The organism is Longimicrobium sp., from assembly GCF_036387355.1.
Lineage (GTDB): Bacteria > Gemmatimonadota > Gemmatimonadetes > Longimicrobiales > Longimicrobiaceae > Longimicrobium.
This window is the reverse complement of sequence record NZ_DASVTX010000080.1, coordinates 25,400-50,201: the sequence shown is the minus strand read 5'-3', so window position 1 is coordinate 50,201 and position 24,802 is coordinate 25,400. Positions and strand designations below refer to the sequence as shown.

24 protein-coding genes are annotated in these 24,802 nt (G+C 69.7%); 16 read left to right on the top strand and 8 right to left on the bottom strand.

Annotation, left to right across the window (positions count from 1 at the left end; translation table 11 throughout):
* The coding region (locus VF665_RS25850) for a DUF6157 family protein (protein WP_349263094.1) at window positions 1–133 on the bottom strand (133 nt) is incomplete at its 3' end.
* A 13-nt stretch (window positions 134–146) separates the two neighbouring features.
* Entirely contained in the window at window positions 147–803 is a 657-nt protein-coding gene (locus tag VF665_RS03920) for a hypothetical protein (RefSeq protein ID WP_331052101.1), read from the bottom strand.
* A gap of 360 nt (window positions 804–1,163) precedes the next feature.
* On the opposite strand from VF665_RS03920, the gene VF665_RS03915 reads away from it, so the two are divergent.
* The 3 genes from VF665_RS03915 (at window position 1,164) to VF665_RS03905 (ending at window position 3,967) form a co-directional block, all read left to right on the top strand.
* Entirely contained in the window at window positions 1,164–1,721 is a 558-nt protein-coding gene (locus tag VF665_RS03915) for a hypothetical protein (protein WP_331052100.1), read from the top strand.
* A 119-nt stretch (window positions 1,722–1,840) separates the two neighbouring features.
* Window positions 1,841–3,535: an alkaline phosphatase family protein gene (locus VF665_RS03910; protein WP_331052099.1), complete on the top strand. Its 1,695-nt coding sequence runs from the start codon at window positions 1,841–1,843 to the stop codon at window positions 3,533–3,535.
* Between the two features lie 222 nt (window positions 3,536–3,757).
* The gene (locus VF665_RS03905; protein WP_331052098.1) at window positions 3,758–3,967 is read left to right on the top strand and encodes a hypothetical protein; all 210 of its coding nucleotides are present in this window, start codon (window positions 3,758–3,760) and stop codon (window positions 3,965–3,967) included.
* Window positions 3,968–4,185: 218 nt separating this feature from the next.
* Here VF665_RS03905 and VF665_RS03900 read toward each other — a convergent pair whose 3' ends face one another.
* Window positions 4,186–4,905: an ABC transporter ATP-binding protein gene (locus VF665_RS03900; protein ID WP_331052097.1), complete on the bottom strand. Its 720-nt coding sequence runs from the start codon at window positions 4,903–4,905 to the stop codon at window positions 4,186–4,188.
* A 230-nt stretch (window positions 4,906–5,135) separates the two neighbouring features.
* On the opposite strand from VF665_RS03900, the gene VF665_RS03895 reads away from it, so the two are divergent.
* Together VF665_RS03895 and VF665_RS03890 are read left to right on the top strand one after the other, a co-directional pair.
* Window positions 5,136–5,486, top strand: coding sequence for a hypothetical protein (locus tag VF665_RS03895; RefSeq protein WP_331052096.1), 351 nt, complete (start codon window positions 5,136–5,138; stop codon window positions 5,484–5,486).
* A 263-nt stretch (window positions 5,487–5,749) separates the two neighbouring features.
* Entirely contained in the window at window positions 5,750–6,190 is a 441-nt protein-coding gene (locus VF665_RS03890; RefSeq protein ID WP_331052095.1) for a hypothetical protein, read from the top strand.
* Window positions 6,191–6,927: 737 nt separating this feature from the next.
* On the opposite strand, the gene VF665_RS03885 is transcribed toward VF665_RS03890, so the two are convergent.
* On the bottom strand, window positions 6,928–7,476 hold the full coding sequence (locus VF665_RS03885) for a DNA-3-methyladenine glycosylase I (RefSeq protein WP_331052094.1): 549 nt from the start codon (window positions 7,474–7,476) through the stop codon (window positions 6,928–6,930).
* A gap of 333 nt (window positions 7,477–7,809) precedes the next feature.
* Here VF665_RS03885 and VF665_RS03880 point away from each other — a divergent pair, with 333 nt between their 5' ends.
* The 3 genes from VF665_RS03880 (at window position 7,810) to VF665_RS03870 (ending at window position 11,420) form a co-directional block, all read left to right on the top strand.
* The gene (locus tag VF665_RS03880; protein WP_331052093.1) at window positions 7,810–8,754 is read left to right on the top strand and encodes a hypothetical protein; all 945 of its coding nucleotides are present in this window, start codon (window positions 7,810–7,812) and stop codon (window positions 8,752–8,754) included.
* Between the two features lie 354 nt (window positions 8,755–9,108).
* A complete protein-coding gene (locus tag VF665_RS03875; RefSeq protein WP_331052092.1) occupies window positions 9,109–10,800 on the top strand; it encodes an AarF/ABC1/UbiB kinase family protein in 1,692 nt (563 codons plus the stop codon).
* Window positions 10,801–10,865: 65 nt separating this feature from the next.
* A complete protein-coding gene (locus VF665_RS03870; protein ID WP_331052091.1) occupies window positions 10,866–11,420 on the top strand; it encodes a DUF4142 domain-containing protein in 555 nt (184 codons plus the stop codon).
* Between the two features lie 232 nt (window positions 11,421–11,652).
* Here VF665_RS03870 and VF665_RS03865 read toward each other — a convergent pair whose 3' ends face one another.
* A complete protein-coding gene (locus VF665_RS03865; protein ID WP_331052090.1) occupies window positions 11,653–11,793 on the bottom strand; it encodes a hypothetical protein in 141 nt (46 codons plus the stop codon).
* Window positions 11,794–12,362: 569 nt separating this feature from the next.
* Between VF665_RS03865 and VF665_RS03860 the strand changes: the two genes are divergently transcribed.
* Window positions 12,363–13,484, top strand: coding sequence for an MGDG synthase family glycosyltransferase (locus tag VF665_RS03860; RefSeq protein ID WP_331052089.1), 1,122 nt, complete (start codon window positions 12,363–12,365; stop codon window positions 13,482–13,484).
* Between the two features lie 124 nt (window positions 13,485–13,608).
* Window positions 13,609–14,019, top strand: a complete 411-nt coding sequence (locus VF665_RS03855; RefSeq protein WP_331052088.1) for an SRPBCC family protein — start codon at window positions 13,609–13,611, stop codon at window positions 14,017–14,019.
* Window positions 14,020–14,104: 85 nt separating this feature from the next.
* Here the strand turns inward: VF665_RS03855 and VF665_RS03850 are convergent, their stop codons facing one another.
* Together VF665_RS03850 and VF665_RS03845 are read right to left on the bottom strand one after the other, a co-directional pair.
* A complete protein-coding gene (locus VF665_RS03850; RefSeq protein ID WP_331052087.1) occupies window positions 14,105–14,956 on the bottom strand; it encodes a formyltransferase family protein in 852 nt (283 codons plus the stop codon).
* Between the two features lie 134 nt (window positions 14,957–15,090).
* Window positions 15,091–16,668: a Ppx/GppA phosphatase family protein gene (locus VF665_RS03845; RefSeq protein WP_331052086.1), complete on the bottom strand. Its 1,578-nt coding sequence runs from the start codon at window positions 16,666–16,668 to the stop codon at window positions 15,091–15,093.
* 235 nt (window positions 16,669–16,903) lie between these two features.
* On the opposite strand from VF665_RS03845, the gene polA reads away from it, so the two are divergent.
* Window positions 16,904–19,732: a DNA polymerase I gene (gene polA / locus VF665_RS03840; RefSeq protein ID WP_331052085.1), complete on the top strand. Its 2,829-nt coding sequence runs from the start codon at window positions 16,904–16,906 to the stop codon at window positions 19,730–19,732.
* 879 nt (window positions 19,733–20,611) lie between these two features.
* Complete coding sequence (locus VF665_RS03835; protein WP_331052084.1) at window positions 20,612–21,433, top strand: HNH endonuclease; 822 nt, start codon at window positions 20,612–20,614, stop codon at window positions 21,431–21,433.
* Between the two features lie 423 nt (window positions 21,434–21,856).
* Here the strand turns inward: VF665_RS03835 and VF665_RS03830 are convergent, their stop codons facing one another.
* Window positions 21,857–22,429 (bottom strand): hypothetical protein, encoded by a 573-nt coding sequence (locus tag VF665_RS03830; RefSeq protein WP_331052083.1) that lies wholly within the window; start codon window positions 22,427–22,429, stop codon window positions 21,857–21,859.
* A 152-nt stretch (window positions 22,430–22,581) separates the two neighbouring features.
* Here VF665_RS03830 and VF665_RS03825 point away from each other — a divergent pair, with 152 nt between their 5' ends.
* The 4 genes from VF665_RS03825 to VF665_RS03810 all read left to right on the top strand — a co-directional run bounded on the left by VF665_RS03825 (window position 22,582) and on the right by VF665_RS03810 (window position 24,704).
* Window positions 22,582–22,842: a hypothetical protein gene (locus tag VF665_RS03825; protein ID WP_331052082.1), complete on the top strand. Its 261-nt coding sequence runs from the start codon at window positions 22,582–22,584 to the stop codon at window positions 22,840–22,842.
* A 114-nt stretch (window positions 22,843–22,956) separates the two neighbouring features.
* Window positions 22,957–23,583 carry a hypothetical protein gene (locus VF665_RS03820; protein WP_331052081.1) on the top strand — a complete coding sequence of 209 codons (627 nt, stop codon included), beginning with the start codon at window positions 22,957–22,959 and terminating at the stop codon, window positions 23,581–23,583.
* On the top strand, window positions 23,576–23,947 hold the full coding sequence (locus VF665_RS03815; RefSeq protein WP_331052080.1) for a winged helix-turn-helix domain-containing protein: 372 nt from the start codon (window positions 23,576–23,578) through the stop codon (window positions 23,945–23,947). Before VF665_RS03820 ends, VF665_RS03815 begins: the two co-directional genes overlap by 8 nt.
* Window positions 23,948–23,978: 31 nt before the next feature.
* Complete coding sequence (locus VF665_RS03810; RefSeq protein ID WP_331052079.1) at window positions 23,979–24,704, top strand: di-trans,poly-cis-decaprenylcistransferase; 726 nt, start codon at window positions 23,979–23,981, stop codon at window positions 24,702–24,704.
* The last annotated feature ends 98 nt before the right edge of the window (window positions 24,705–24,802 follow it).

Sequence of the window (24,802 nt, the reverse complement as noted above, 5' to 3'; positions counted from 1 at the left end):
TGTACGGGGCGGAGGCGAGCAGCTCGTACTGCAGCAGCGGCACGGTCTTCTGCCCCGCGCGCGGCTCGGGAACCACGCTGTGCGACACCGGGCAGTCCGGCGCAACGCGGATGAAGGTGTTCTTGTACGACATGCAGGTCCGCGGGTCAGAAAGGGTTGGGTGCGCTGCGCGCCCGCCGCTGGCGCGCGGGCCGAAGCCGGCCGCCGGCCCAGACCACCGGCTCCCTGGGCCGGTTGCGGGCCTCCGCCACGTGCGGGTGCTCCTCGTCCAGCAGCCACGGTACGTCAGTCCAGAAGCAGACCTCGATCAGTCCCGGGATGGGCTCCCGCAGGGGAGGCTTGAACGGGAAGTGGTAGACCAGCCGCTGCGGCGCCACCGACACATCCAGCCGAGTGGGACCGGAACGGAGCGGGTAGAACTGGTGCAGCCTGTCCGTCTCGAGCACGGCGTCTGAGCGGTACAGAGCCGGCCCGTCGCGCACCACGCCGACGCAGTGGTAAAAGACGCTGTACTGCGTCGTCGCGGGCGTCCGGTCCGCCGCCTTCCGGTCTGTCGTGAACGGGCGGGTCGCGTACAGGTCCGTGGGATCGGCGGGATCGATGCCCAGCCGGCGCAGCGCACTCGCCACGTCGGGCGGAAGCACGCGGTTCCACGCCGCCGCCCAGTTGCGGCACCACGCGCACCGGCATCCGCGCGCCAGCGCCGGTGCGGCCGCGATCGCGCGCGTCCCCTCCAGGTCCAGCGCAATGCGCCACGGGCCGAACGGAACGGTGGGCCGCCGGCGATGCACGGGCATCTTCATCCCTGATCCTCCTCGTCGGCACTCCGGGCGGGTCCGGATCCGTGAATCCCATCCGCGGCATCCCGCGCGAATGAAACCTCGTCAGGCGATCGCCGCCGCGCAACGGGGGCAGTCATCCGCAACCTCAGCAGCGGCGCGGAAATGTGCTGCCGGTGGCCGCTTGGGGTGGGCCGCAGCGCCCAATCCGCCAACCCGAACAAATCCCCAAGACACCTATCGCCATTTCGCGGTTATATTGCCACAGCAGCCTGTAGCACGGTTGAGCACGATAATGGCATTGGCGCCGCCGTACGCGGCCCACTGCGCACCGCCCATCGGCCCCAGAGGCCCGCGTTCTGAGTCACCCCCGGAGAGGCGAGGATGGACCAAAAGCGCTACGAGGTGGAGATCACGTTCCGCCAGACGATCCGCTACGCGGTGGATGCGACCAACCGCAAGCTGGCGGAAGCGTCGGCCATGGACCGCTGGAAGCACGGCGACGAAAAGATGGTGGTGGGCAGCGACTGCTGCGAACTCGTGGAGATTCGCGCCAGCCCGGTGCCCTGCGACGACCGGTGCGAAAAGGACGCGCGCGACGCGTACCGCTACCTTCGCGACCGCGAGCTGGTGATTGAGACGCTGGACGAAGACCAGTTCAACCCCACGGTGCACGACGCCGTGAGCGCCGAAGAAGTAGCCCTTCACCTTTCGTGGAAGCGCAAAGGCGAAGGCGTGGAAGGACTTGCTGACGTACCCCGCGCGGCCCGCGCGCTCGACCGCCTGTGCGCCGAGCGGCGGGTCGTCTGCTTTACGCGCGAGCGGGTGCGCGCCGGCGAGCGGGGCGAGATCCGGCTGTACTGCACGCCGCAGCACCTGGCGCTGCTTTCCGCCGCGCTGATGGAAGACGAGGACGCCGTCGCGGTGGGTACCGCGGCCTGACCTCCATCCGCACGATGATGACGTGACCGGCGCGGGTCCGCGGGGCATGCTCCCTGCGGACCCGCGCCGTTTCCCTCCCCTTCCCGCGATTTCCCTTCTCCCCGTCCCCCTCCATCGCCATGCGCAGGCGCGTCTGGATCATCCCCGCAGTGGCCGCGCTGGTCGTGGCCGGCGGGCTCTGGCACTTTCGCCGCTCCGGCGGAACCGTGCGCGAAATGGCGGAACTGGTTGCGCAGGGGGGTGAAAAGCTGCTGCGGGAACCCCTCCGCCCCGCCCGGCCCGGACCGCGCGTCCTGGTTCTGGCCCTGGACGGCGTGGGGGAGTCCATGCTGCGGCAGGCCATTGCCGGCGGCCGCCTTCCCCACCTCTCGTCGGTGCTGGGCGCCGCGCGCGCGGACAGCGGGCTTTTCGAGCATGGCTGGTCGCAGCCGGGGGTGCTGAGCATCCTTCCGTCCACCACCTACGCGGCGTGGGCATCGCTCTTTACCGGCGCGCCGGCCGGGGAGACGGGCGTGCCCGGCAACGAGTGGTTCGCGCGCGAAGAGCGGCGCTTCTACGCTCCCGCCCCGGTGTCGGTCACGCAGAATGAGGACGCCCTGCAGGTCTACACCGACCAGTTGATGGGGCGCGTGCTCAAGGTGCCCACGCTCTACGAGAGAGCGGAGGTTCGGTCGTACGTTTCGCTGCAGGCGTACCACCGCGGCGCCGACCTGCTCACGGTTCCGGAGCCGGAACGCTACGGCGCCATGGTAGGCGAGGCGGCGCGCGGGCTGGGAGGCAACGATTCCCCCAGCCAGGAGGCGTACGAAGAGCTGGACGTGTCGGCGGTGGCCAGCCTGCTCGGCAGCATTCGCGAGCGGGGCGTGGCGGACCTCCAGGTCATCTACTTTCCGGGCGTGGACCTGTTCACGCACGTGGCCCCGAATCCGCTGCAGGACCAGCTGCGCTACCTGGGCAACGTGGTGGACCGGCAGATCGGCGCGGTGCTGCAGGCGTACCGGCAGGCGGGTGCGCTGGACGACACCTGGATCGTGGTGGTGGCGGACCACGGCCACACCCCCGTGCTCTCCGACGACCTGCACGCATTGGGCGCCGAAGGGGCAGACGAGCCGCCGGAGGTGCTGCGCCAGGCGGGGTTCCGCACGCGTGCGCTGCACCTGGAGTTGGAAGAGTCCGAAGAGGACTTTCAGTCCGTGGTTGCGTACCAGGGCGCGTTCGCATACGTGTATCTGGCCGATCGCTCGGCCTGCCCGCGCCCCGGCAGCCGCTGCGACTGGAGCCGTCCGCCGCGCATGGCGAAAGACGTGCTTCCCGTGGTGCGCGCCTTTGATGCGGCCAACCGCACGGGGGCGGGCGTGCCGCAACTGCGGGGCGCGCTGGACCTGATCCTGGCGCGCGAACCGCGGCCGGCCGGCCGGGACGCGCTCCCGTTTCAGGTGTGGAACGGAACGCGACTCGTTCCGGTGGGCGACTGGCTGAGGGACCACCCGCGCCCCGAACTGCTGGACCTGGAACGGCGCCTGGCGGGGCTGGCCGCCGGCCCCTACGGCAACCACGCGGGAGACGTACTGCTGCTGGCGCGAACGGGGATGCACCTTCCGCTGGAGCAGCGCTACTATTTCAGCGGGCGCTACCAGAGCTGGCACGGCAGCCCCACGCGGCAGGACAGCGAGATTCCGCTGCTGGTGGCGCGCGTGGGGATGAGCGGCACCGCCGTGCGCGACCGGGTGCAGGCTGCCGTGGGCGCCCGGCCCACGCAGCTGAGCGTCACCCCGCTCATTCTGAACCTGCTGGCCGCGCCGGCGCAAAGGTAGGCGCCACACCGCGGCCCGGACCGTGCGGGCGGGCGCGGGGCGGGACGGGCGGGAACCGCAGGGGCTTGATTCGGTACGTGGTTTGTGAAATCTTCGGCTCGCGCCGTGCGCGGGCATGGCGGTGGCAGGTGCTCAACCCGCGGGACCTTCGTGCGATCCTGGCCCACGGTGGCCGGAGACGCGGATTCTCCTCTCCCTTTTCACGCAAACGGAGCAACGACGATGGGCACTGGAACGATGCAGGTATTTGCGCGGCGCGGGCTGCACGATGAGGACGAGGGCTGGGAGGAGCGCCTGTTCGACCGTTCGGATGACGACGACGAGGAGGAGGATCCCGATCTCCTGGAGGACGACGACGACCTGCTGGACGACGATGACGACGACCTCGACGAGGATGACGAGGACTTCGCCGACGACGACGATGACGACTGAGCCGCGCTGACCTCGCGGACCGTCATGGAAGAGACTGTGCCGCCAGCCCGGATGCATCGGGCGGCGGCACAGTTTGTTGTGGTACCTCGCTTTGCGATCGCCGCTTCTCACAACAATCACGGAGGTCACGGCGGGAACAGCGACTCAATTTCACACAGAGGCACAGAGGAGGAACGACGGAAGGGAGAGAATCCGAGATCCTTTGTTGTTCCTATTCCCTATTCCCTATTCCCTATTCCCTGTTCCCTGCCGTTCCCCCGCACCTCATCCGAAACCACGCGCCCGTCAAAGAGCCGCACCGTACGATGCGCGTGCCCGGCGTAGCGCGGATCGTGGGTCACCAGGCACACCGTCGTGCCCTCCGCGTGCAGCTCGGCCAGCAGTTCCATTACCGCTTCGCCGTTCGCCGAATCCAGGTTGCCCGTCGGCTCATCCGCCAGCAGAAGCGGCGGCTCGCCCGCGATGGCCCGGGCTACCGCGGCGCGCTGCTGCTGGCCGCCGGAAAGCTCGCCGGGCAGGTGCTCCATGCGGTCCGCCATCCCCACCCGCTCCAGCGCCGCCTCCGCACGCGCCCGCCGCTCCGCCGCCGGCATGCCGCGGTAGACCAGCGGAAGCTCCACGTTCTCGCGCACGGTGAGATCGCCGATCAGGTTGTAGGCCTGGAACACGAAGCCGATCTCGCGGTTGCGCACCCGCGCGCGCTCGGCGGCGGCGAGCACGGACACGGCGCGCCCGTTCAGCAGGTACGCGCCCTCGTCCGGCGCGTCCAGCAGGCCCAGAATGGCCAGCATGGTGCTTTTTCCGCAGCCGGACGGGCCCGCCACGGCCACGTACTCGCCCGCGTGCACGCGCAGGTCCACGCCGTCCAGCGCGCGCGTGGGCACGTCGTGCGAGGTGTAGGTGCGGCGGATCTGCTGCAGCTCAATCAGCGGCGTCATGGCGCGCGGCGGTGGCGGGAAGGGACGGCGAACGGGTCATTTGAAGCCGCGCCGGGGGCATGCGGTTGCCGCGGGCGGGCATCATTGTGCGCGCGGAACACTTGACCGCGCCGCGACTGCATTTTACGCTGTGTCGCGCCGCGCGAACATGCGGCCAGGTGAGGGCGGCGGACCGGGCGCACCGGCCGGGCGGCGCCGACGGAACGTGAGCCAAGCAACGAAAGACCGGAATGAGCAATTCGAGGGTGGAAGAGCGGTTCGACTCGCTCGTGTCGCAGGTGCATGACTGGGTGGAATCGGCGGTGGCGCTTGACGAGGGGCACTTTCCCAGCGAAATGCTCAGCGACCTGCGCGACCTGATCGAAGAACTGAAGTCGTTCCTGGAAGACGAGGAATCGACGACCGAGTACAAGCGCGCCGACGTGCTGGAAATCTTCGTCACGCCGGAGATGGCCGAGGTGATGCACCGCTTTCCCAAGGTGCGCCGCCTTCTGGAGAGCGCCTGGGGTTCCACGCTCACCGACCAGATTGAAGAAGAAGCCATGGGCTTCGAGTCCGACAGCGACGACGACGACGACTAGTTCGCTTGCGGACGGCGCCCGCGCGGCGCCGGCCGTTCGCACCGCGGGGCAGCGCCCGGCGACGGTTTCCGTCGGCCGCGGCGCTGCCCTGTCGTGCATTCAGCCACTGCTCCAAGTTGTCCGTACTTGTCCACTATTACCACTTCTTGGCCGCTCTTGCGCGGGTACGAACGAGCGTCTAGAATCTCCAGTGTGCCAAAACGCTTAGTGGACAAAATGGTCGCGATGTCCCCGCCATCTCGTTCGACGACGAGTGGCGCTCGGTGCGACTGGAGGAAATGCGCAGCTTCATGCACGAGCTCGTGCTGGAGACGAACCTGCGCGATGCCTCCGCGCTTGTCGGTCTGGGGCACGAGGCGCTGCGCAAGTTCGTCAACGGCGAAACGGACCGTCCGCACGAGCGCACGCGGCGCCGCATGGGCAACCTCTTTCTGGAGCGGCAGAAGCTGTCCGCCGCCGAAGGGGACTCGCGGCCCGTCGCCGGCCAGCTGAAGCTGCAGCTTCCCCGCGGGCTGGAGGCTGCCCGGGACGCCGTGCGCGCCGAGTTCGAGGCGCTGCGGCAGGCGGACCCCGATCGCCCCACGGCAGCGGCGCTGGAGAAGTGGCTGCTGCGCCGGCTGGAAGAGGAGTACGCCCGCGAGCAGCCGTACCCCGAGGAAAAGCCGGCCCGCCGTCGCAAGTCCGGCAAGAAGCCGCCCGCCTGACGCGCGGTTCCTGAATGAGTTGACGCCCTCCCCGGCCATGCCGCGGAGGGCGTTCTGTTTGCGGGAGCGGGCTTCGTAGCTTCGGGGCGAAAGGCGAGGATTGGTGCCGCCGGGAGGAGCTGAGCGACTGAAGTCGCCGCAACAACGGCGGAAAGTCTCCCCAAACAGACGGGGAGACTTCACCGGCACGAGGGCGGCGGATTGCCGGTGCAGGATGGATGGCTTCGCGTCGCGCGGAGTGTCCTGAGCAGATGAATCCGCCGCTCCAGAAGCGGTAAGCCCCGACTCGTGGCCGCTGACGCGCCCACGATCGGGGCTTCAACCGCACGGCGGGGGGCAGGGTGCCGTATGAAGTCCTCCCCTCTCCGTGCGCAGTTTGCACGGGGAGGGGCTGGGGTGGGGCCTCCGCGGCCCGGCGACGCGCGCCGACCTTCGCCCCGGCGCCGAAAGGCTCCCCCTCTCCCGCGGCGCGGGTGGAGGGGGCTGGGGGGAGGGGGCCTCTTCGGCCGCATCGGCACCGTCCGAAGCGCACGGATCTGCTGTCCTCCCCTCTCCGTGCGCAGTTTGCACGGGGAGGGGCCGGGGGTGGGGCCGGGGGAGGGGCGCCGTTGCCGTGTGCCCCCTCTCCCACATCTGTTCGTGGGAGAGGGTGGACGCGTCTCAGCGCGGCCGGGTGAGGGCGCGGACGGGTGAGGGCGCGGACGGGTGAGGGCCCCCGCCGGACGCAGGCACTCGCTTCACGCCCCCGCATCCCCCGTGCGCGTCCACGGGGGCGCGGCGGCCAGCACGCGGGGGTAGACGGGACACTCGGGAACGTGCGCGCCGGGCAGGTACCCCAGGCTCATCAGGAACTCGCCCACGATCTCCCCGCCCGTGAACCGGAAGGTTCGCTTGAACAGCTTCACCCACTCCGCCTTGGGCAGAGGATGATGGGCATCCAGCCACGCCGCGAACGATCCGTGCGACGCGCGGATCTGCTGGATACGCTGGGCGTTCTCGATGGCGGCATCCACCTTCAGGCGGTTGCGGATGATCCCCGCGTCCGCCAGCAGCCGCGCGCGGTCCACGCCGCCGTATCCGGCCACGGTGTCCAAGTCAAAGCCGTCGAACGCCGCCCGGAACGCCTCGCGCTTCTTGAGGATGGTGAGCCACGACAGCCCGGCCTGGTTGATCTCCAGCACCAGCCGCTCGAACAGCTCGTCATCCCCGCGCAGCGGAAAGCCGTACTCGGTATCGTGATACGGCCCGTGCCAGGGATGGCCGGGCGCGGCGTCGCAGTAGGTCATGGGCGGTTGGGGATCGTGGGGTCGCCGGGCGGCGCGGAATACGCGGAGGGGGCGCGGCGGGAACTCCGGGCGGGCCGACGGTTTTCTATCCATCCCGCCGCGGAAGGTCCGTACAGCGTTTTCGCGCCCGCCGCGGTCTCATCAGGCGGAACACAGTGGCCCCGGCCGGCACGCCGCGCAACGGACGCGGCGCCCCGTCGGCTGTGCGCATTGTACAGGATCAGGCCCGATCGGCGCGGTTTCGCGAAGGCGGGCGGCGCGCTAGGTTGTCGCGTTCACCTCGTCAATCCATCGGAGGACCGTTCATGGCCGGCACTCTCAGTGACCCGTTCCATGTCTGACGCGCAGGGCGACGCCGAGCGCCACCATCCGTTCGTCCTGGGCATCATCGGCGACTCGGGAAGCGGAAAGAGCACGGTCGCCCGCGGCGTCCGCGAGCTGATCGGCGCGGAGCGCGTGTCTACGCTGGAGCTGGACGACTACCACCGGTACTCCCGCGCCGAGCGGCAGGAGCTGGGGCTCACCGCGCTGAACCCCATGGTGCACAACCTGTCGCTCATGCAGGAGCACCTTCAGCTTCTGCGCCGCGGCCGGCCGGTGCGCAACCGCAGCTACGACCACACGGACGGCAGCTTTGGCCCCATGCGCACGCTGGAGCCGGAAGAGGTCGTGGTGGTGCGCGGGCTGCTGGGCTTTCCCACGGAGGAGCTCGCGTCCACGTACGACCTGACCGTGTTTCTGTACCCGGAGCCGGAACTTCTCTTTCGCTGGAAGCTGCGGCGCGACACCAAGACGCGCGGCTACACCGAGGCGGAGGTGCTCAAGTCCATCGCCCGCCACCTGCTGGACAGCAAGCTGTACGTGCTGCCGCAGGCGGACCGCGCCGACCTGGTGGTGCGCTACGAGGTGCCGGAGTGGGACGCGCCCGACACCGAGGTGCGCACCACGCTTCTCCTGCGCCGCGCCGCCGCCGAGGCCGTGCGCCGCGACGGCTTGGGCGGGCGGTTTGGCGAGCACGTGACCTCGGAAGATGGCGAGGGCGGCGAGCTTACGGTGCGCGTGGCGGCCACCGTGGACCGCGAGATGGTGGATGCGTGGGGCGCCGAGCTGTTCCCCGACACCTATGAGGCCGCGCACTTTGGCGTGCACCAGGACGACGACGGCAGCGAGGGACACAAGGTGCCGCTGGCGTTTACGCAGGTGCTGATCGCCGACCTTACGCAGAGGCTGCGTCGCCCGCACGACGCGCCCGTGGTGAACGCGAGCCAGCCCGCCTGACGCCGTCTCTGCTGGATGAAAGAGCCCGCCTCGATCGCGATCGGGGCGGGCTGTTTCGCGTCCTCGGTTAAGGGAAACTGAAACCGCGTCTCTCACGGAGTTCACGGAGCACGCACGGAGGTCACGGTACATCCGTGTGTCGTTCCGTGTTCTCCGTGAACCTCGGTGCCCTCCGTGAGAGACGCGGTTCAGATCCTCATTGCTGCCAAACAGTACAGTGCGCGCGATTGTACAAGGATCGTAAAACGTTGCACGCGCACGGTTTCTGCGCTTTGGGGTTCCAGAATCCGCACGTTCCGGGCACCCAGGGCACTCGGCCCGGGAACCGGGCAGGATCCCCGACTCACGCGTCTTATGGGCATTTCGCTCCGCCCCGAGCACCTGAAGCGCTACCGCGACATGGCCACGCTGCTGTGGAAGCACGGCCGCGGCGACCTGGTGCGCAACGCGGGGCTGGAGGACGCGCTGCAGCCGGACGAGGAGGCCGCGCTGGACCCCGGCGCTCCGCGGCGGGCGGACGAGCTGGCGGCGGATCTGGAGCGCATGGGGCCCACGTACATCAAGCTGGGCCAGCTGCTCAGCACCCGCCCGGACCTCATCCCCGCCACCTACGCCGATGCGCTGTCGCGCCTGCAGGACCGCGTGGAGCCGTTTCCCTCCGAGGACGCGGAGCGCATCATCGCCGAGGAGCTGGGCGTGCGCGTCAGCAAGGCGTTCCTGGAGTTCGAGCGCACGCCCATCGCCGCGGCGTCGCTGGGGCAGGTGCACCGCGCCGTGCTGCGCGACGGCCGCCCCGTCGCCATCAAGGTGCAGCGCCCCGGCATTCGCGAGCAGATCGTGCGCGACATGGACGCCATCGAAGACGTGGTGGAGTTCATGGACCGGCACACCCGGGCGGGTCGCCAGTACGAGTTCGGCCGCACGCTGGATGAACTGCGCCGCAGCCTGCTGGCGGAGCTGGACTACCGGCGCGAGGCGCGCAACGCCAGCACGCTGGACGCCAACTTGGCCGAGTACCCGCGCATCATCGTCCCCCGCCCGGTGGAGGACTTCACCAGCGCGCGGGTGCTTACGATGGAGCTGGTTCGCGGCCGCAAGATTACGGCGATCAGTCCGCTGGCCCGGCTGGAGGTGGATGGCGAGGAGCTGGCGGAGGAGTTGTTCCGCGCCTATCTGAAGCAGATCCTGGTGGATGGCTTCTTTCACGCAGATCCGCACCCCGGCAACGTGTTTCTGACGGATGACCGGCGGATCGCGCTGCTGGACCTGGGGATGGTGGGCGTCATCAGCCCGGAGCTGCAGCAGCACCTTGTGCGCATGCTCATCGCCATCAGCGAGGGGCACGGGCAGGAGGCGGCGGACGCGGCCATGGAGGCGGGAACGGTGCGGTCCGGCGCGCACCCGGACCTGTTCTCCGCCGACGTGCAGGCGCTGGTGAGCGACTTTGCCCACGCGGGGAGCGCGCGCAACCTGCAGGTGGGCCGGGTGATGCTGGAGGTGACCCGCAGCGCGGCGGAAAACGGCATCCGCCTTCCCGTGGAGCTGACCATGCTGGGCCGCGCACTGCTGGCGCTGGACCAGGTGGGGCGCACGCTGGACCCGGACTTTGACCCCAATGCCTCCATCCGCCGCAACGCGAGCGACCTGCTGCGCCGCCGCATGCTCAAGAACGCCTCGCCCGGGCGGGTGTTCGCCAACATGCTGGAGCTGAACGAGCTGGTGCAGAAGCTTCCCGGGCGGCTGAACCGCGCGCTGGAAGCGGTGAGCGACCAGGGGCTGGAGGTGCGCGTCCGCGTGCCGGAAGAGGTGTGGATGCTGGCCGGGATGCAGAAGATCAGCAACCGCATCACCCTGGGGCTGGTGGCCGCCGCGCTGATCCTGGCCGCGGCGATGATGATGCAGGTGCCCACGCGTTTCACGCTCCTGGGCTATCCGGGGCTGGCGATGCTGCTGTTCGTGGCGGCCGTGGTGCTGTGCTTTGTGCTGGTGACGGACATTCTGCTCAGCGACGTGCGGCAGCGGCGGCGCCCGCGCGACCGCGAGTAGGTGGCACGGCATCCGCAGTCTGCCGCCGTGTCCCCATCCTTTTCCGCCCGCCGGAGGCTCTGCGCATGCGTGCCCGCCCTCTCGTTCTTGCCGCGATCATCGTGTCTGCCACCAGCGCGGCGTGCGGCCCGGGGTTCCCCGATCCGCAGGTGCAAGCGGCGTCCATCGGGATGGCGAACCCGGACGTGGCCGACATCGCGCTTGCCGCCAACCGCGCGGAGATCGAGACGGGGCAGCTGGCGGTGCAGCGCGCGGAGTCACCGGCGGTGCGCACCTACGCCCAGCGGATGGTGACGGAGCACACGCAGGTGGAGGAACAGATGCGCGCCACGCTGGAGCGCGCCGGCATCGCCCCGCGCGAAACGGAGCGCAGCCGGGCACTGCGGCAGAGCACCGCCACCACGCTGGTGCCCCTGGGCCAGCGGACGGGGGCCGATTTTGACCGCGAGTACATGCGCGTGCAGGTGCAGCAGCATCGCTGGTTCCTCAACGCGCTGGACGAGAGCCTCGTTCAGGCCGCGGCCAACGACGCGCTGCGCACGCAGTTGCAGCGCATCCGCCCGGCCGTGGCCACGCATCTGCGCGACGCGGAGCGCCTTCTCCGCACGCTGGGCGGCTGATCGGTTTCGGCTTGGTGGATGAACAGAAGCGGGCGGCGCCGATGGTCCGGTGCCGCCCGCTTTCCATCGCCCGCAACCGCCGCCAACGGGTCGCCCCCCGGATCGCGGACGATGCCGGGGGGCGCAGGTGTACTTCATTGCGATTGAACGAGCCACACTTCGGTTTCGCGGCTGGGCCTCCGCCCGCCGATGCCCGACTGAAGGGCAACCGCCGTGCCAGAACAGATGCAGGTCAGGCCCCGGGCGCGCCCGCAGCGGCAAAGGCGAGCAGGGCCAGCATCCACCCCGCGACCACGTCACCGGGATAATGCACGCCACCGCACAGCACAGGCTTACGCGGCAGGGCGCTGTCATCCTGATCGAAGCGCTGCACGGCGCCTTCCACCGCGCCGGACTGTGGCGCGGGCTCGAAGGATCTACTCGCCGCCGAGCCAACGTCGCGACCCGCACGCCCGTTCTCACGGGGACAGCAGATCCTTCGTCGGCGCCAGAGCCGGGTGCCGCGGCAAGTGCCTCCGGCGCCTCCTCAGGATGACAAGCTGCTGGGTTGTAACCAGTTAGGGGCACAAGCCCTGTCATCCTGAGCGAAGCGCTGCACGGCGCCTTCCACCGCGCCGGATTGTGGCGCGGAGTCGAGGATCTACTTGCCGCGGAGCCAACGTCGCGACCCGCACGCCCGTTCTCCCGCGGACAGTAGATCCTTCGTCGGCGCCAAAGGACGGTGCCGCCGACACCTCGGCCGGCGCCTCCTCAGGATGACAAGCTGCTACGTTGTAACCAGTTAGGGGCACAGAGGCGTCCTCCGCCGGGGTGCGGTGCGGGCATCGGCGTTGCGCGGAGCTTGCGCGGCGCGGTGCCTTTCCCGAACGTGCGCGTGACGGTGCCGTGACCGCGCTCCGCCAAGATTTCCGGCATCCGCTTCCCGCCACCCGCGACCGCCCGATGCACGCTCCCCTGCTGCTGCTTTCCGCCGCGACCGGCACCGGGCACCTGCGCGCCGCCGCCGCCGTGCGGCAGGGGCTGGCCGTCCACGCGCCCGACCTGGCAGTGGAGGAGGTGGAGCTGCTTTCCATTGCGCCGCGGTGGGTGCGCGCCTTCTACGGCTCCATGTTCGAGGCCGTGGTCACCCGCGCGCCCAAGGTGTGGGGCGGCATCTACCGCATGACGGACGGCTACGAACAGGACCACGCGCGCTGGGGTCCGCTCGCGCGGCGGCTGCTCTTTGCCGAGTTCCGCCGCCTGCTGATGTCGCGGCCCTGGAGCGCCTGCGTCAGCACGCACTTTCTGCCCTGCCAATTGGCGGCGGCGCGCCCCGGTTTTCCGCGGTTCGGGCTGGTGGTGACGGATTTTGAGATGCACCGTGTGTGGGCGCAGCCGGCCGTGGACCGCTGCTTCGTGGCCACCGACACGCTGGGGCACGAACTGGCGCGGCGGGTGCCGGGCGCCCGGGTGCACGCCACGGGCATCCCCATCTCCCCCGCGTTCACGGCGGCGCCGTCGCGCGCGGATGCACGGGCGGAACTCGGCTTGTCGATGGACCGGCCCATCGTGCTGGTGATGGGGGGCGGGCTGGGGATCGGGGTGGAAGAGGCGGTCGCGGCGGCGCTGGACGCGGCGGATCCCGCGGTGCAGATCGTGGCGGTGTGCGGCCGCAACGAGGGCGCACGCATCCGCCTGGCCTCGTGCGGCGCGCACCCGGAGCGGCTGCGCGTGTTCGGCGAGGTGCGGGGGATGGAGCGGTTCATCGCCGCGGCGGACGTCGTGGCCACCAAGCCCGGCGGGCTGACGGTGAGCGAGACGCTGGCGCTCGGAAAGCCGCTGCTCCTCACCCGCCCCATCCCCGGCGCGGAAGAAGGGAACCTGCGCGCGGTGGTAGCGGAGGGCGCGGCGCTGGGCGCGTTTACGGATGCGGAGATGCGGCAGGCGTTCGCGGCCGCCTTTGAGAGCCCGGCGGTGCTGGAGCGACTGTCCACGCAGGCGCGCCGCATCGGCCGCCCGGACTCCGCCCGCGCCATTGCCGAGATCATCCACCGCGAGTACGGTCCCCGCGCCGCCCTCGCCTGATTCAGCCCCGACACGCACTCCGGCCGCCGAGCCGCTGTCCCGCCCCGAAGGCGGGTGTCGAATTCCGCGCTGCTCGTTCGACGCGTGGGTGTGCAGCGCTTTTCACCTCCGATTTGAGACTCCGATGAAGATTACCGTTGAGACGCTCGTAAAGGCCGGCCTGGGCAAGGTGTGGGATGCGTGGAACTCGCCCGAAGACATCATGCAGTGGAACACCGCCCACGAGAGCTGGCATACGCCCCGCAGCACCGTCGATCTGCGTGAAGGGGGAACGTTCCTGTCGCGCATGGAGGCCCGGGACGGCAGTATGGGCTTCGACTTCGAAGGAACGTACACGCGCATCGTGCCGCAGCGGCTCATTGAGTACAGCCTGGGCGACGAGCGCACGGTGAGCGTGGAATTCAGCGAGCAGGAGGGCGGGGTGCTGGTGCGGGAAACGTTCGATGCCGAAACCCAGAACGATGCGGAGATGCAGCGGCAGGGGTGGCAGGCCATTCTGGACAACTTCGGCCGGCACGTGGAGCAGAAGGGCTGAGGCTCGCCCGCGCTCGGCGGTCGCGTATCCAGACGAAAACGCCGGCGGAGCATCGTGCTCCGCCGGCGTTCGTTGTTCCAAATAACTATCGCTCTTTGGCGGGCGGCAGCGTCACCGTCGCGGGCGTGGCGAGGTCGGCGGGGAGGATGAGGCGTTCGGGATCGGCGCACAGCGGGCGCCACGCGTCAAAAAGCGCGCGGGCGCGGACATCGGCGGGCAGGGCCCGGTGCCGCCGCGCTTCGTGATCCGTGGGAAAGGTGAACAGCGGATAGCGGGCGGACTGCGGGGTGCCCGCCGGCAGTTCCCCGCCGCCGACGATCGCCTGCACCGCGTCGGCCATCATCTCCGCGGCGAGCTGCAGGCAGTTCAGTTCGAGCGCATCCAGCGTGGCGCCTTCCGTGCCGACCGGGATCAAGCGACGCTGCAGGATGGCGCCGGTGTCGATCCCGCGATCCACCCGGTGCAGCGTGGCACCGAGCGCGACCCCGTGCTCCAGCGCGTGCCCCGTGACGCCGGTTCCGCGAATCCACGGAAGCAGCGCGGGATGCGCGTTCAGCACGCCGAGGCGCGCCGCCGCGATCACCTCGTCGCGCAGGATTCCTCCGCCCCCGAGAACGATCCAGTCCGGCGACAGCGCGCGCAGATCGCGCAGCAGCCGCGGGCTGTTCATCGCGCCCGTGCCGACCACACGCGCACACCGGCTGGCGTACGCTGCCCGCCGCTCCCGCACGAACCGCAGCCGGCGCCGCGCCGTTCGGGCGACGGCACGCGGCCACTGGGCGATCCGCCCCATGAACCCCACGCCTCGCGGCGCCGGGAGTCCATATCCGCCCGTAAGATACAGCGCCGCGTCCAGCACGATGCCGCGTTCCCACAGCGCCTGCAGCACGCGGCGCCCGTGCATGCTGTCGTTGGTGATCAGGACGACGCGGGCCATGCAGCCGTGGGTGGCCGGAGAGGTGCGCCGCGGGAGCAACCCGCCGGGCGCGGAAATCATGCGGAACGCGGAGCGGAAATCATCCGTTCTCGCGAATGCGGAGAGCGCGGGGAGGGACCCGCCGCGCCGCCCGTCTACTCGGACTTTTCGCCCGCGACCTCCACCTCGAGGCCGAAGGTCTCGGTGAACAGGCCCGCCTTTCTGCGCAGGGCCCAGCGCTCCAGCAGCAGGTCACCTTCGCCGTCCAGCTCCAGCGTGAGCCTGGTCTTGCTCGTGTTCGCCTTCACGGAACGGACGGCCTGCAGATGCTCGCGGTCCAGCGCGTCGGCAATGCGCAGCAGCGAGGCCAGCTTGACCACCCGCTCGCGGTCGTCCGAAGCCAGGCGGGTGAAGTGCTCGTGGTGGACCGCCGGCGTGCCCTTGCGGTGGTAGCGCGCCACGTTGGCCATGATGTCGATTTCCCGCGGCGTGAATTCGGGAATTTCGCTCTGGCCAATGATGTACAGCGAGTGCTTGTGGTGCTTCTTGTGGCCGATGAAGATGCCGATGTCGTGCAGCACCGCGGCGGCCATCAGAATGCGGCGGTCGGAGGCTTCCAGCCGATGCACCTTCTGGAGCTGGTCGAACAGCGACCCCGCCAGCCGCGCGACGTGCGTGGCGTGGTTTTCATCGAACAGGTAGCGCTTGCCCAGCGCCAGCGCGCCGGCCACGGCGTCGCGCTCCTTGCGGTCTTCGTGCGCCTCGTGGGTGGTCAGGTCCTCCACCAGGTCCACCAGCACGCCGTCCTTGAGGCCCACGGCGGGCACCAGGATCTCCGTCGCGCCGGCCAGCGACGCCACGCGCTCGTACACCATCGCCGCGGGGAGAATGACGTCCGCGCGGTCTTCGCGCAGGCCAAGCTGTTCCACCCGTTCGCGATACGAAAGGCGCGACAGCTTGTCGATGGCGCCGCGCAGGTCCGCCAGCGACACCGTGGCCAGCCGGCCGCGTCCGGGCTCCGCGCCCACCAGCCGCGCGAGCGCCTCGATGTTGCCGCCCGTGGCGATCAATCCCGCCGGGTTCCACTGCTTGGTGATGACGGGAATGCGCAGCGTGGCCGCGTATTCCGCCAGCAGGCGCTGAAAGCGGCCGGGCTCCTCGCCGGAGGTGGCCAGCTCTTCCAGCAGGCGCACCGAGCCCATGGTGTGCGACTCGCTCCACAGAATGCTGCTGGAGTCCACCAGCGACACCTCCACGCTGCCGCCGCCCAGGTCCACCAGCATCCACTTCTTCTTGCCGAACGGCGTGTTGGCGCGAATGGCCTCATAGACCAGACGCGCCTCTTCGCGGCCGGTGATGACCTCCAGCTGAATGCCCGTTTCGCGCGCCACGCGGGCCACGAACTCGCCGCCGTTGCGGCTTTCGCGCGTGGCGCTGGTGGCCACCGCGCGGTAATGCGCGATCCCGAGCGATTCCATGCGGTCGCGGAACCCGCCGATGGCTTCCACGGCGGCTTCCATGGCGGACCGCGCGAGCTTGCCGCTCAGGAACACCTCATGGCCCAGGCGCACGGGCTGGCGCACCTCGGCGAGGACCTTGTAGGTGGTGAGCCCGGTGAACTCCGCGGCCAGAAAGCGGATGGCGTTGGAGCCCACGTCCACGGCCGCCGCGCGCAGCGGAAAGCCGGGCACGGCATCGGGGGCCTTGGACGAGCGAGACAGCAGCTGGATCATTGGCAGACCGGTCAGGAGGTGCTTGGGACGGGCGCAAACCCCGGACCGCGGGTAACGACAGGGAATAGGGAATGGGGAATAGGGAATAGGGACTGATGAGGATGATCCCTCATCCTCCGCGCCTCTGCGCCATACGGGCGGATCGGCGCGATCACCCATGGCTTGGCGGCGGCGCGTGCGGACGGGTAGATTGCCCGCGCTCCATCCATCCCATGACCCGGCCTGCGAACGCCCCGTGGAAAAGCCCGAAAAAACCCGCGAACGCCTGTACCTGATCGACGGATACGCGTTGATCTACCGTGCGTTCTTCGCCCTGATCTCGCGCCCGCTGGTGTCGTCGCGCGGCGAGAACACCTCGGCGGCGTTCGGGGTGGCGCGCTTTCTCATCAAGATCATCGACCAGCACCAGCCGGACTACCTGGGCATGGTGTTCGACGCGGGCGACAGCGAACGCGTGGAAATGTACCCCCAGTACAAGGCCACGCGCGAAAAAATGCCGGACGAGCTGGCGCTTTCCATCCCCCGCATTCGCCAGCTCGTGGAGGCGTTCCGCATTCCCGTGCTGGAACTGCAGGGCTACGAGGCCGACGACGTGATCGGCACGCTCGCAAAAAAGGCGGTGGATGCGGGGCTGGAAGCGGTCATCGTGAGCGGCGACAAGGACTTCTACCAGCTCATCCGCCCGCACGTGTGCCTGCTGAACCCCGGCCGCGGCGGCCCCACGGCGGTGGAAGAGGAATGGGTGGATGAGCGCAACGCGCACGAGCGGCTCGGCGTGCCGCCCAGGCACGTGGTGGACTACCTGGGATTGATCGGCGACAGCAGCGACAACGTCCCCGGCGTCAGCGGCATCGGACCCAAGACCGCCATTCAGCTGATCGAGCAGTACGGCTCCATCGAAGACATCATCGCGCACACGGCGGAGATCAGGAGCAAGCGGGCCCGCGAGGCACTGGAGGCTTTTGCCGACAGCGCCCGCCTGTCGCGCCGGCTGGTGACCATTCGCGAAGACCTTGCGGTGGAGCTGGATGCGGATGCGCTGCGGCTGCGCGAGCCGGACCGCGGCGCGCTCAAGGACCTGTTCCTGGACCTGGAGTTCAACACGCTGGCCCGCGAGTTCGCCGCCTCCCTTCCCGCCAGCACCGGCGAAGCGGGCGACGGCGCACCCTCCGCCCCCAGCCGCCTGGCCGGCGAGTACCGCCTGCTGAGCACCACGGAAGAGGTGCACGAGCTCGTGGCCCGCGCCCGCGAGGCCGGCCGCTTTGCCGTGGACACGGAAACGGACAGCAAGGACCCCATGCGGGCCACGCTGTGCGGCATCAGCATCGGCGTGGTGGTAGGCGAGGCGTTCTACCTCCCGTTCCGCCACCGCACGCGCGGGCCGGACCAGGGCGAGTTGCTGGGCGACGATACGCCCGTCGTGGGGCCGGACGGCCCGCAGTGCGCCGTCCTGCGCAACCTGCCGGACCTGCACTCGGCCGAGATGCGGCCGCTGCTGGACCTGCTGGAGGACGCCGCGGTCGAAAAGGTGGGGCAGAACCTCAAGTACGACTATCTCGTGTTCCGCCGCGAGGGGATCGACCTGCGGGGGATCGCGTTCGACACCATGGTGGCCAGCTACGTCCTGGAGCCGGGGCGGCGCGAGCACGGGATGGATTCGCTCGCGCTTCAGCACCTGGACCACAAGACGATCACGTACGAAGAGGTCGCCGGAAAGGGCAAGGCGCAGATCCCGTTCGCCGAAGTGGAGCTGGACGTCGCCTGCACCTACGCCGCCGAGGACGCCGACATCACGCTGCGGCTGGCGGACAAGTTCGGCCCGGAGATGCAGGCGCTGGAGCTGGACCACCTGTTCCGCGACGTGGAGCTTCCGCTGGTGCACGTGCTGGCGGAAATGGAATACAACGGCATTCGCATCGACGAGCCGTTCTTTGCGCGCATGAGCGAGGACCTGCGCGCGCAGCAGAGCCAGCTGGAGCGCGAGATCTACGCGGAGGCGGGCGAGGAGTTCAACATCGGCAGCACGCCGCAGCTGCGGGAAATCCTGTTCGGCAAGCTGGGGCTCCCCGTCATCAAGAAGACCAAGACGGGTGCGTCGACGGATGTGGACGTGCTGCAGGCGCTGGCCGCGCAGGGCCACCGCCTGCCCACGCTGCTGATGCAGTACCGCCACGTGGACAAGCTGCGCGGCACCTACGTGGACGCGCTGCCGCTGATGGTGAACCCGGAGACGGGTCGCATCCACACCTCGTTCAACCAGACGGTTGCCGCCACGGGGCGCCTGTCATCTACCGACCCCAACCTGCAGAACATCCCCATCCGAACGGAGATGGGGGCCGAGATCCGCCGCGGCTTCGTCCCCGCGGAGGGGCACGTGTTCGTTTCCGCGGACTACAGCCAGATCGAGCTGCGCATTCTGGCCCACTACTCCGAGGACGAGGCGTTCGTGGAGGCGTTCCGCGCCGGGGCCGACATTCACCGGCAGACGGCGGCGCTGATCTTTGAGGTGCCGGTGGAGTCGGTGACCAAGGAGATGCGCGACCGCGCCAAGACGGTGAATTTCGGCATCATCTACGGGCAGGGGCCGTTCTCGCTGGCGCAGCAGCTGGGGATCAGCCAGGCGGAAGCCAAGGCGTTCATCGAGGCGTACTTCACGCGCTTTCCGGGCGTGCGGCGCTACCTGGACGAGCAGATCGAGCTGGCGCGCACGCGCGGGTACGTGGAAACGCTCACGGGGCGGCGGCGGTACATTCCCGAGATCCAGTCCCGCAACTGGAACGTGCGGGCGTTCGGCGAGCGGGCGGCCACCAACGCGCCCATTCAGGGCTCGTCGGCCGACCTGATCAAGATCGCCATGATCCGCATTCAGAACGACATCGCGGCCGGCGTGGTGCCCGCGAAGATGCTGCTGCAGGTGCACGACGAACTGCTGTTCGAGACGCCCATCGGAACCGAGGACGCGGTGCGCGAGTTCGTGCGGGAGCGCATGGAGGGCGCGGCCACGCTCAAGGTGCCGCTCAAGGTGGCCGGTGGCGTGGGGCACAGCTGGTTCGAGACCAAGTAGGGTCGAGGAACCCGCGGCCAAGGAGCGGTTCTCCCGGGATCGTTGCCGCCTCGGCTGTGGCCCTCACCCGTCCGCGCTGAGACGCGTCCACCCTCTCCCACGAACAGATGTGGGAGAGGGGGCACACCCCAGATTGGCGCGGGAGGCGAAGTTCGGCGCCGCGGAGAGAGGCCCCCATCCCCGACCCTTCCCCCAGAAAACCCTGGGGTAAGGGAGACCTCAGCGCGAGGGCTGCGTTCGGCATCGAACTCATCGCCCGAGCGGGAGCAGCCTCACAGCTGTATCGTGAGGCTTTCAGCCGTTGTTGCGGCGACTTCAGTCGCTCTGCAGGCGCCCCGCCGAGCCCGGATCCCCACCCGAAACCTCACGCCCCGGCAACCCTCCCCCAGTCTTTTTTGGCGAGGGTGGGCCGGTGGTGCCGGCCCGGGTGGGGGCCGCCCTGGACTCCGCGACCCCCACCGGCATCCGAACGCACGTGCAGGTACAGTCTCCCCGTCTGTTTGGGGAGACCTTCCGCCCGTGTTGCGGCGATTCATCCCCCAGCTCCCCCACGCCGGTCCGGGCGGCGGATCCAGCGACAAGACTCTTTCGTTTCCGCGCCCGGCACACTACCTATTGTGCACGACGGCCCGTCCGGAGCCGCCGGGACCCAACCCGTGCCCACCCTCCTCCTTTCCCGGACACCCCGCTGAAACTACCAGGACCGGTACACGGTACAACGGATACGTACACGTGGGGCCGCTGTGACGAGCAGCGGCCATCCTTGGCACCGAAGTAGCACTTCCGCAGACCAGACATCCCCTACCCGCGCACCGCACGGCAGGCGGTACGCGGGCCGCACCGGCCAGCAGGCCGGCACTCCTTTGACCGGGAGCGTACGTGCGCGAACACGGATCGGGCGGGGCGCTGCAGCGCGAGCTGGAGCACCGCATCAGAAACGGAAGATGTGTGTACTGCCGGGCCCCCGCGGCACCGGACCGGCCTTTGACCCGGGAACACGTGATCCCGCAGGCACGCGGGGGACGCAGACGAGACGCCCGCATCATTGTTCCCGCCTGCGCCGACTGCAACCAGCGGCGGGGCTGCCAGGAAATCGTTCTCTTTCTCCTCGCCCGTCCCGGGCGCATCCTGGCTTTTCTGGAATACCTCTCCACCCTCGATCAGAATACCGTCCGCCAGATCGACGTCCGCGTGTTCGCGGAGGTCTACGCGGCCATGCTGCTGCTGGCGGAAAGCTCCGCCGGCGACCAGCCCTGGCGCACGCAGCTGGACCGGCTGTGCGCCGGCCGGCGGCTGCACCGGCGGCGCTACGCCGCGCGCCGCATCGTGACGGCGGCCGCGGTGCGGCTGGAGCGCACCCGCGACCGCACCGTGCCCGAGGCGCCCAGCTGCCTGCTTCCCGCAGCGATGGAAAGCGGTGACGGGCTGCACGCCGCCACCATCGCCCGGGGGATGGCGGCGCTCATCGGCACGCTGGCGCTGGTGTGGGAGGCGCCCGCTGAGCGCGTGCTGCAGGAACTGGAGCGCGAACGGCGGCGCGCGCACCGCACGGGTGCGGGCCGCGAGGACGCGGCCGCGGACGAGGAGGCGAACGAGAGCAAGGTCGTTTCGCTGGACGGATGGAAGCGGCGCCGCGGACGCCGCCGCCGGCTGCGCGTGGATCCACGCGGCGGCCGCACCGGCCGTCGGGGGGCGGCCTGATCGAAGGAAACGAAAGAGCCCCGGGCGCGGAATGCGCCCGGGGCTCTTTCGTGATCGGACCAGAAGTCCGGCGCGGCGGACGCTGTGGCCCTCACCCGGCTCGCTAAAGCTCGCCACCCTCTCCCACGAACAGATGTGGGAGAGGGGGCAAACCCCAGGTCCACGCCGGAAACCCGGCCCGGCGTGCAGGTGAAGCCCCGATCATGGACGCGTCAGCGGCCATAATCGGGGCTTACTGTTGTTCGAGCGGCGGATTCATCCGCTCAGGAGAGCCTTGGCAGCGCGGATCTGTGCATCTGTCACCGGCCTTGGCCCCCCCCGAGCAGGTGAAGTCCCCCCGTCTGTGTGGGGGGACTTTCCGCAGTTGTTGCGGCGAATTCATTCGCTCAGGGGGTGTGCACCTCCACTGCCCCCCTCCCCACCCTACCGCATCGGGCCGTAGAAGTCGCGGCCGTAGCCGCGGAACTCCTCGTCGTAGCGGCCGTAGGAGGCCTCGCGCTCCCACCCCATCGGCATGCCGCCGCCACGCATGGTAGACGATCCGCCAATGGTGTTGTACGGCCGCCAGTAGCCGGTCGTATCCACGATGCGCTGGTCGAAGTCGCCGCCGAACGCGTTGTAGTTCTCGCGGAACTGGTTGGGCTGCGGGTTCACGTAGTCCCGGTTGTACCGCTGCGTCACCCGGTTGTTGTACGTGGGATGACCGCGGTACGGCGCATCGTAGCTCCCCGCCATCCCGCTCATCCCGCCCCCCGCGTTCGTTCGGCCCGCGCCGTTGAATCCGCCGCCACCGCTCGCGTTCATCCCGCCCGCGCCGTTGTACCCGCCGCCCGTGCGCCCGCGCGGGCCGAAGTCGCGGTCGTACACGCGCATCCCTACGGGGCGGCGGTCCGGCGCCGTCTGGCTGTATCCGCGCAGCCCGAAGTCGTATCCGCGCGGACGTGCGCCCTGCATCCCGCGGTCGTATCCCCGGCCGAATCCCTGATCGTATCGCATCGGTTCTCCCTGGTGTGCGTCCGCGTGCGCCGCCGCTGCTGCCGCACGGCTGGCAGCGTGACTTTGCAATCGACGTTCCGGCGCGCCACGGCACCCCGTTTGCGCGCGGCGCTTTCCGCATTCACCCACTCACGTGCCGACGGGGAGCATCGATGGCCTGTCCTGCGATCACACTCACGGGGATCACCGCCGAGGTCTGGGAGTGCTGCCGGCGCGAGGCGCGGCGGCTGGGCGTTACCTTTCCCGACACGGACACCGGCTCCGTTCACCACGCCGACGCCGATGCGGACTACACGTGGAACCGGAACGACGGCACGCTGCAGGTGACGTTCACCCGCACGCCGTCGTACATCCGCTGCGAGATGATCGAGATGCGCCTTCGCGAAGGCGCGCGCCTCTGCGGCGCCAGGTAGCCCGCTGGCCGCCCCCGAATCCGGGCCGGAGCCGGAGAGTTCCACGGCACGCGAGTTGCTTTGCAATGCAAAGCACTTGACATCCGGTCCGGAACGCTGCATCCTACGGATACCATGGCGAAGATCCTCCCCATCCGGCCGCTCCCCCAGGAGCCCACTGACCCGAGCCTCGACCTGAGCGCCCGGGCGATGGACAACCTGCGCTTCATCCGCGAGACGATGGAGCGGGCGGGCAGCTTTACGGCCGTCAGCGGGTGGGGGCAGGTGGTGATCGGCGTCGCGGCGCTGCTGGCCAGCTGGCTGGGGGCGCGCCAGCGCTCCGCCGAGGACTGGCTGGCGCTGTGGATGGTATCGGCGGTGGTCTGCCTGCTCATCGGCGTGCTGACCACGGCCATGAAGGCCCGCAGCGCGCGCATGGGGCTGCTCACCGGCCCCGGCCGCAAGTTCGCCCTCAGCCTGGCGCCGCCCATGGTGGCCGGCGCCATCCTCACCATCGTGCTGTACCGCGCGGGGATGGCCACGGGGCTCCCCGGCCTGTGGCTGATGCTGTACGGCGCGGGGATCATGACGGCCGGCGCGTTTTCCGTCCGTGCGGTGCCGCTGATGGGGATGTGCTTCATGGCCGCGGGGACCGCCGCGGCCTTTTCGCCCGCGGGGTGGGGCAACGCGTGGATGGCGGCCGGCTTCGGCGGGCTTCACATCATCTTTGGATTCCTGATCGCCCGGAGGCACGGTGGGTGACGCCAAGCGGGCGCAGCAGCCCGCAACTTCGTCCGTTCTGCGCAGCGTGGCCGGCGCCGCCGACGACGCCGCGGCCGAGCTGGACCGTCTGATTCACGAGCGCGTTCGCCTGGGGATCGTGAGCGCGCTGGCGGTAAACACGTCGCTGTCGTTCAACGAGCTCAAGAGCATGCTGGGGCTCACCGACGGCAACCTGAGCGTGCACGCCCGCAAGCTGGAGGAGGCGGGCTACGTGGAGTGCGCCAAGAGCTTCGAGGGGCGCACGCCCCGCACCGAGTTCAGCCTGACCGCCGCCGGGCGCGGCGCGCTGGAAGCGTACCTGAATCACATGGAAGCGCTCATTCACGCCGTTCGCGAACGCTGACCCGTCCCTTTTTTTACCCGGATACTTTACGATGCAAAGCACTCTGTCCATTCACCGTCCCGCCGGGCTGCACGTGGCGCTCATCATGGACGGCAACGGCCGCTGGGCCAACGCGCGGGGCTGGCCGCGGCTGGCGGGGCACCGCGAAGGGGCGAGAACCGTCCGCACGATCGTGGAGGCCGCGCCGGGGCTGGGGATCGGCACGCTTACGCTGTACGCCTTCAGCAGCGACAACTGGGGGCGGCCCTCGCGCGAGGTCGCGGGGCTCATGCGGCTGTTCCGCAGCTACCTGGCGGCGGAGGCGCAGCGGTGCGTGGAGAACGGGGTGCGCATGCGCATCATCGGGCGGCGCGACCGGCTGCCGGAAGTGCTGGTGCGGCAGATTGACGCGGCGGAAGGCGCCACCGCGCACGGCCGCAGGCTCACGCTGCGCATTGCCCTGGACTACTCGGCGCGCGACACGCTGATGCGCGCCGCCGCCACGCTTTCCGCCACGGCCGAGCCTACGCGCGAGCAGTTCGCGGCCGCGATGGCGGGCGCCATGGGCGAGCAGGTGCCCGCGCCCGACGTGGACCTGCTGGTGCGCACCGGCGGCGAGCAGCGGCTGAGCGACTTTCTGCTCTGGGAAAGCGCCTACGCGGAACTGTACTTCACCCCGCTCGCCTGGCCGGACTTCACCCCCGCCGCGCTGGGGCAGGCGGTGGACTGGTTCCACGGCCGCGAACGGCGCTTCGGGCGATTGAAGGAGTCCGCCTGACGGCACCGGGACTCTGCCGATCACCGGCCGGTCCGCCGGACGCGGCGGCGGTCGGTTCGATCGATCGCAACCGACCGGAAGCGCCATCCACCGGAGAC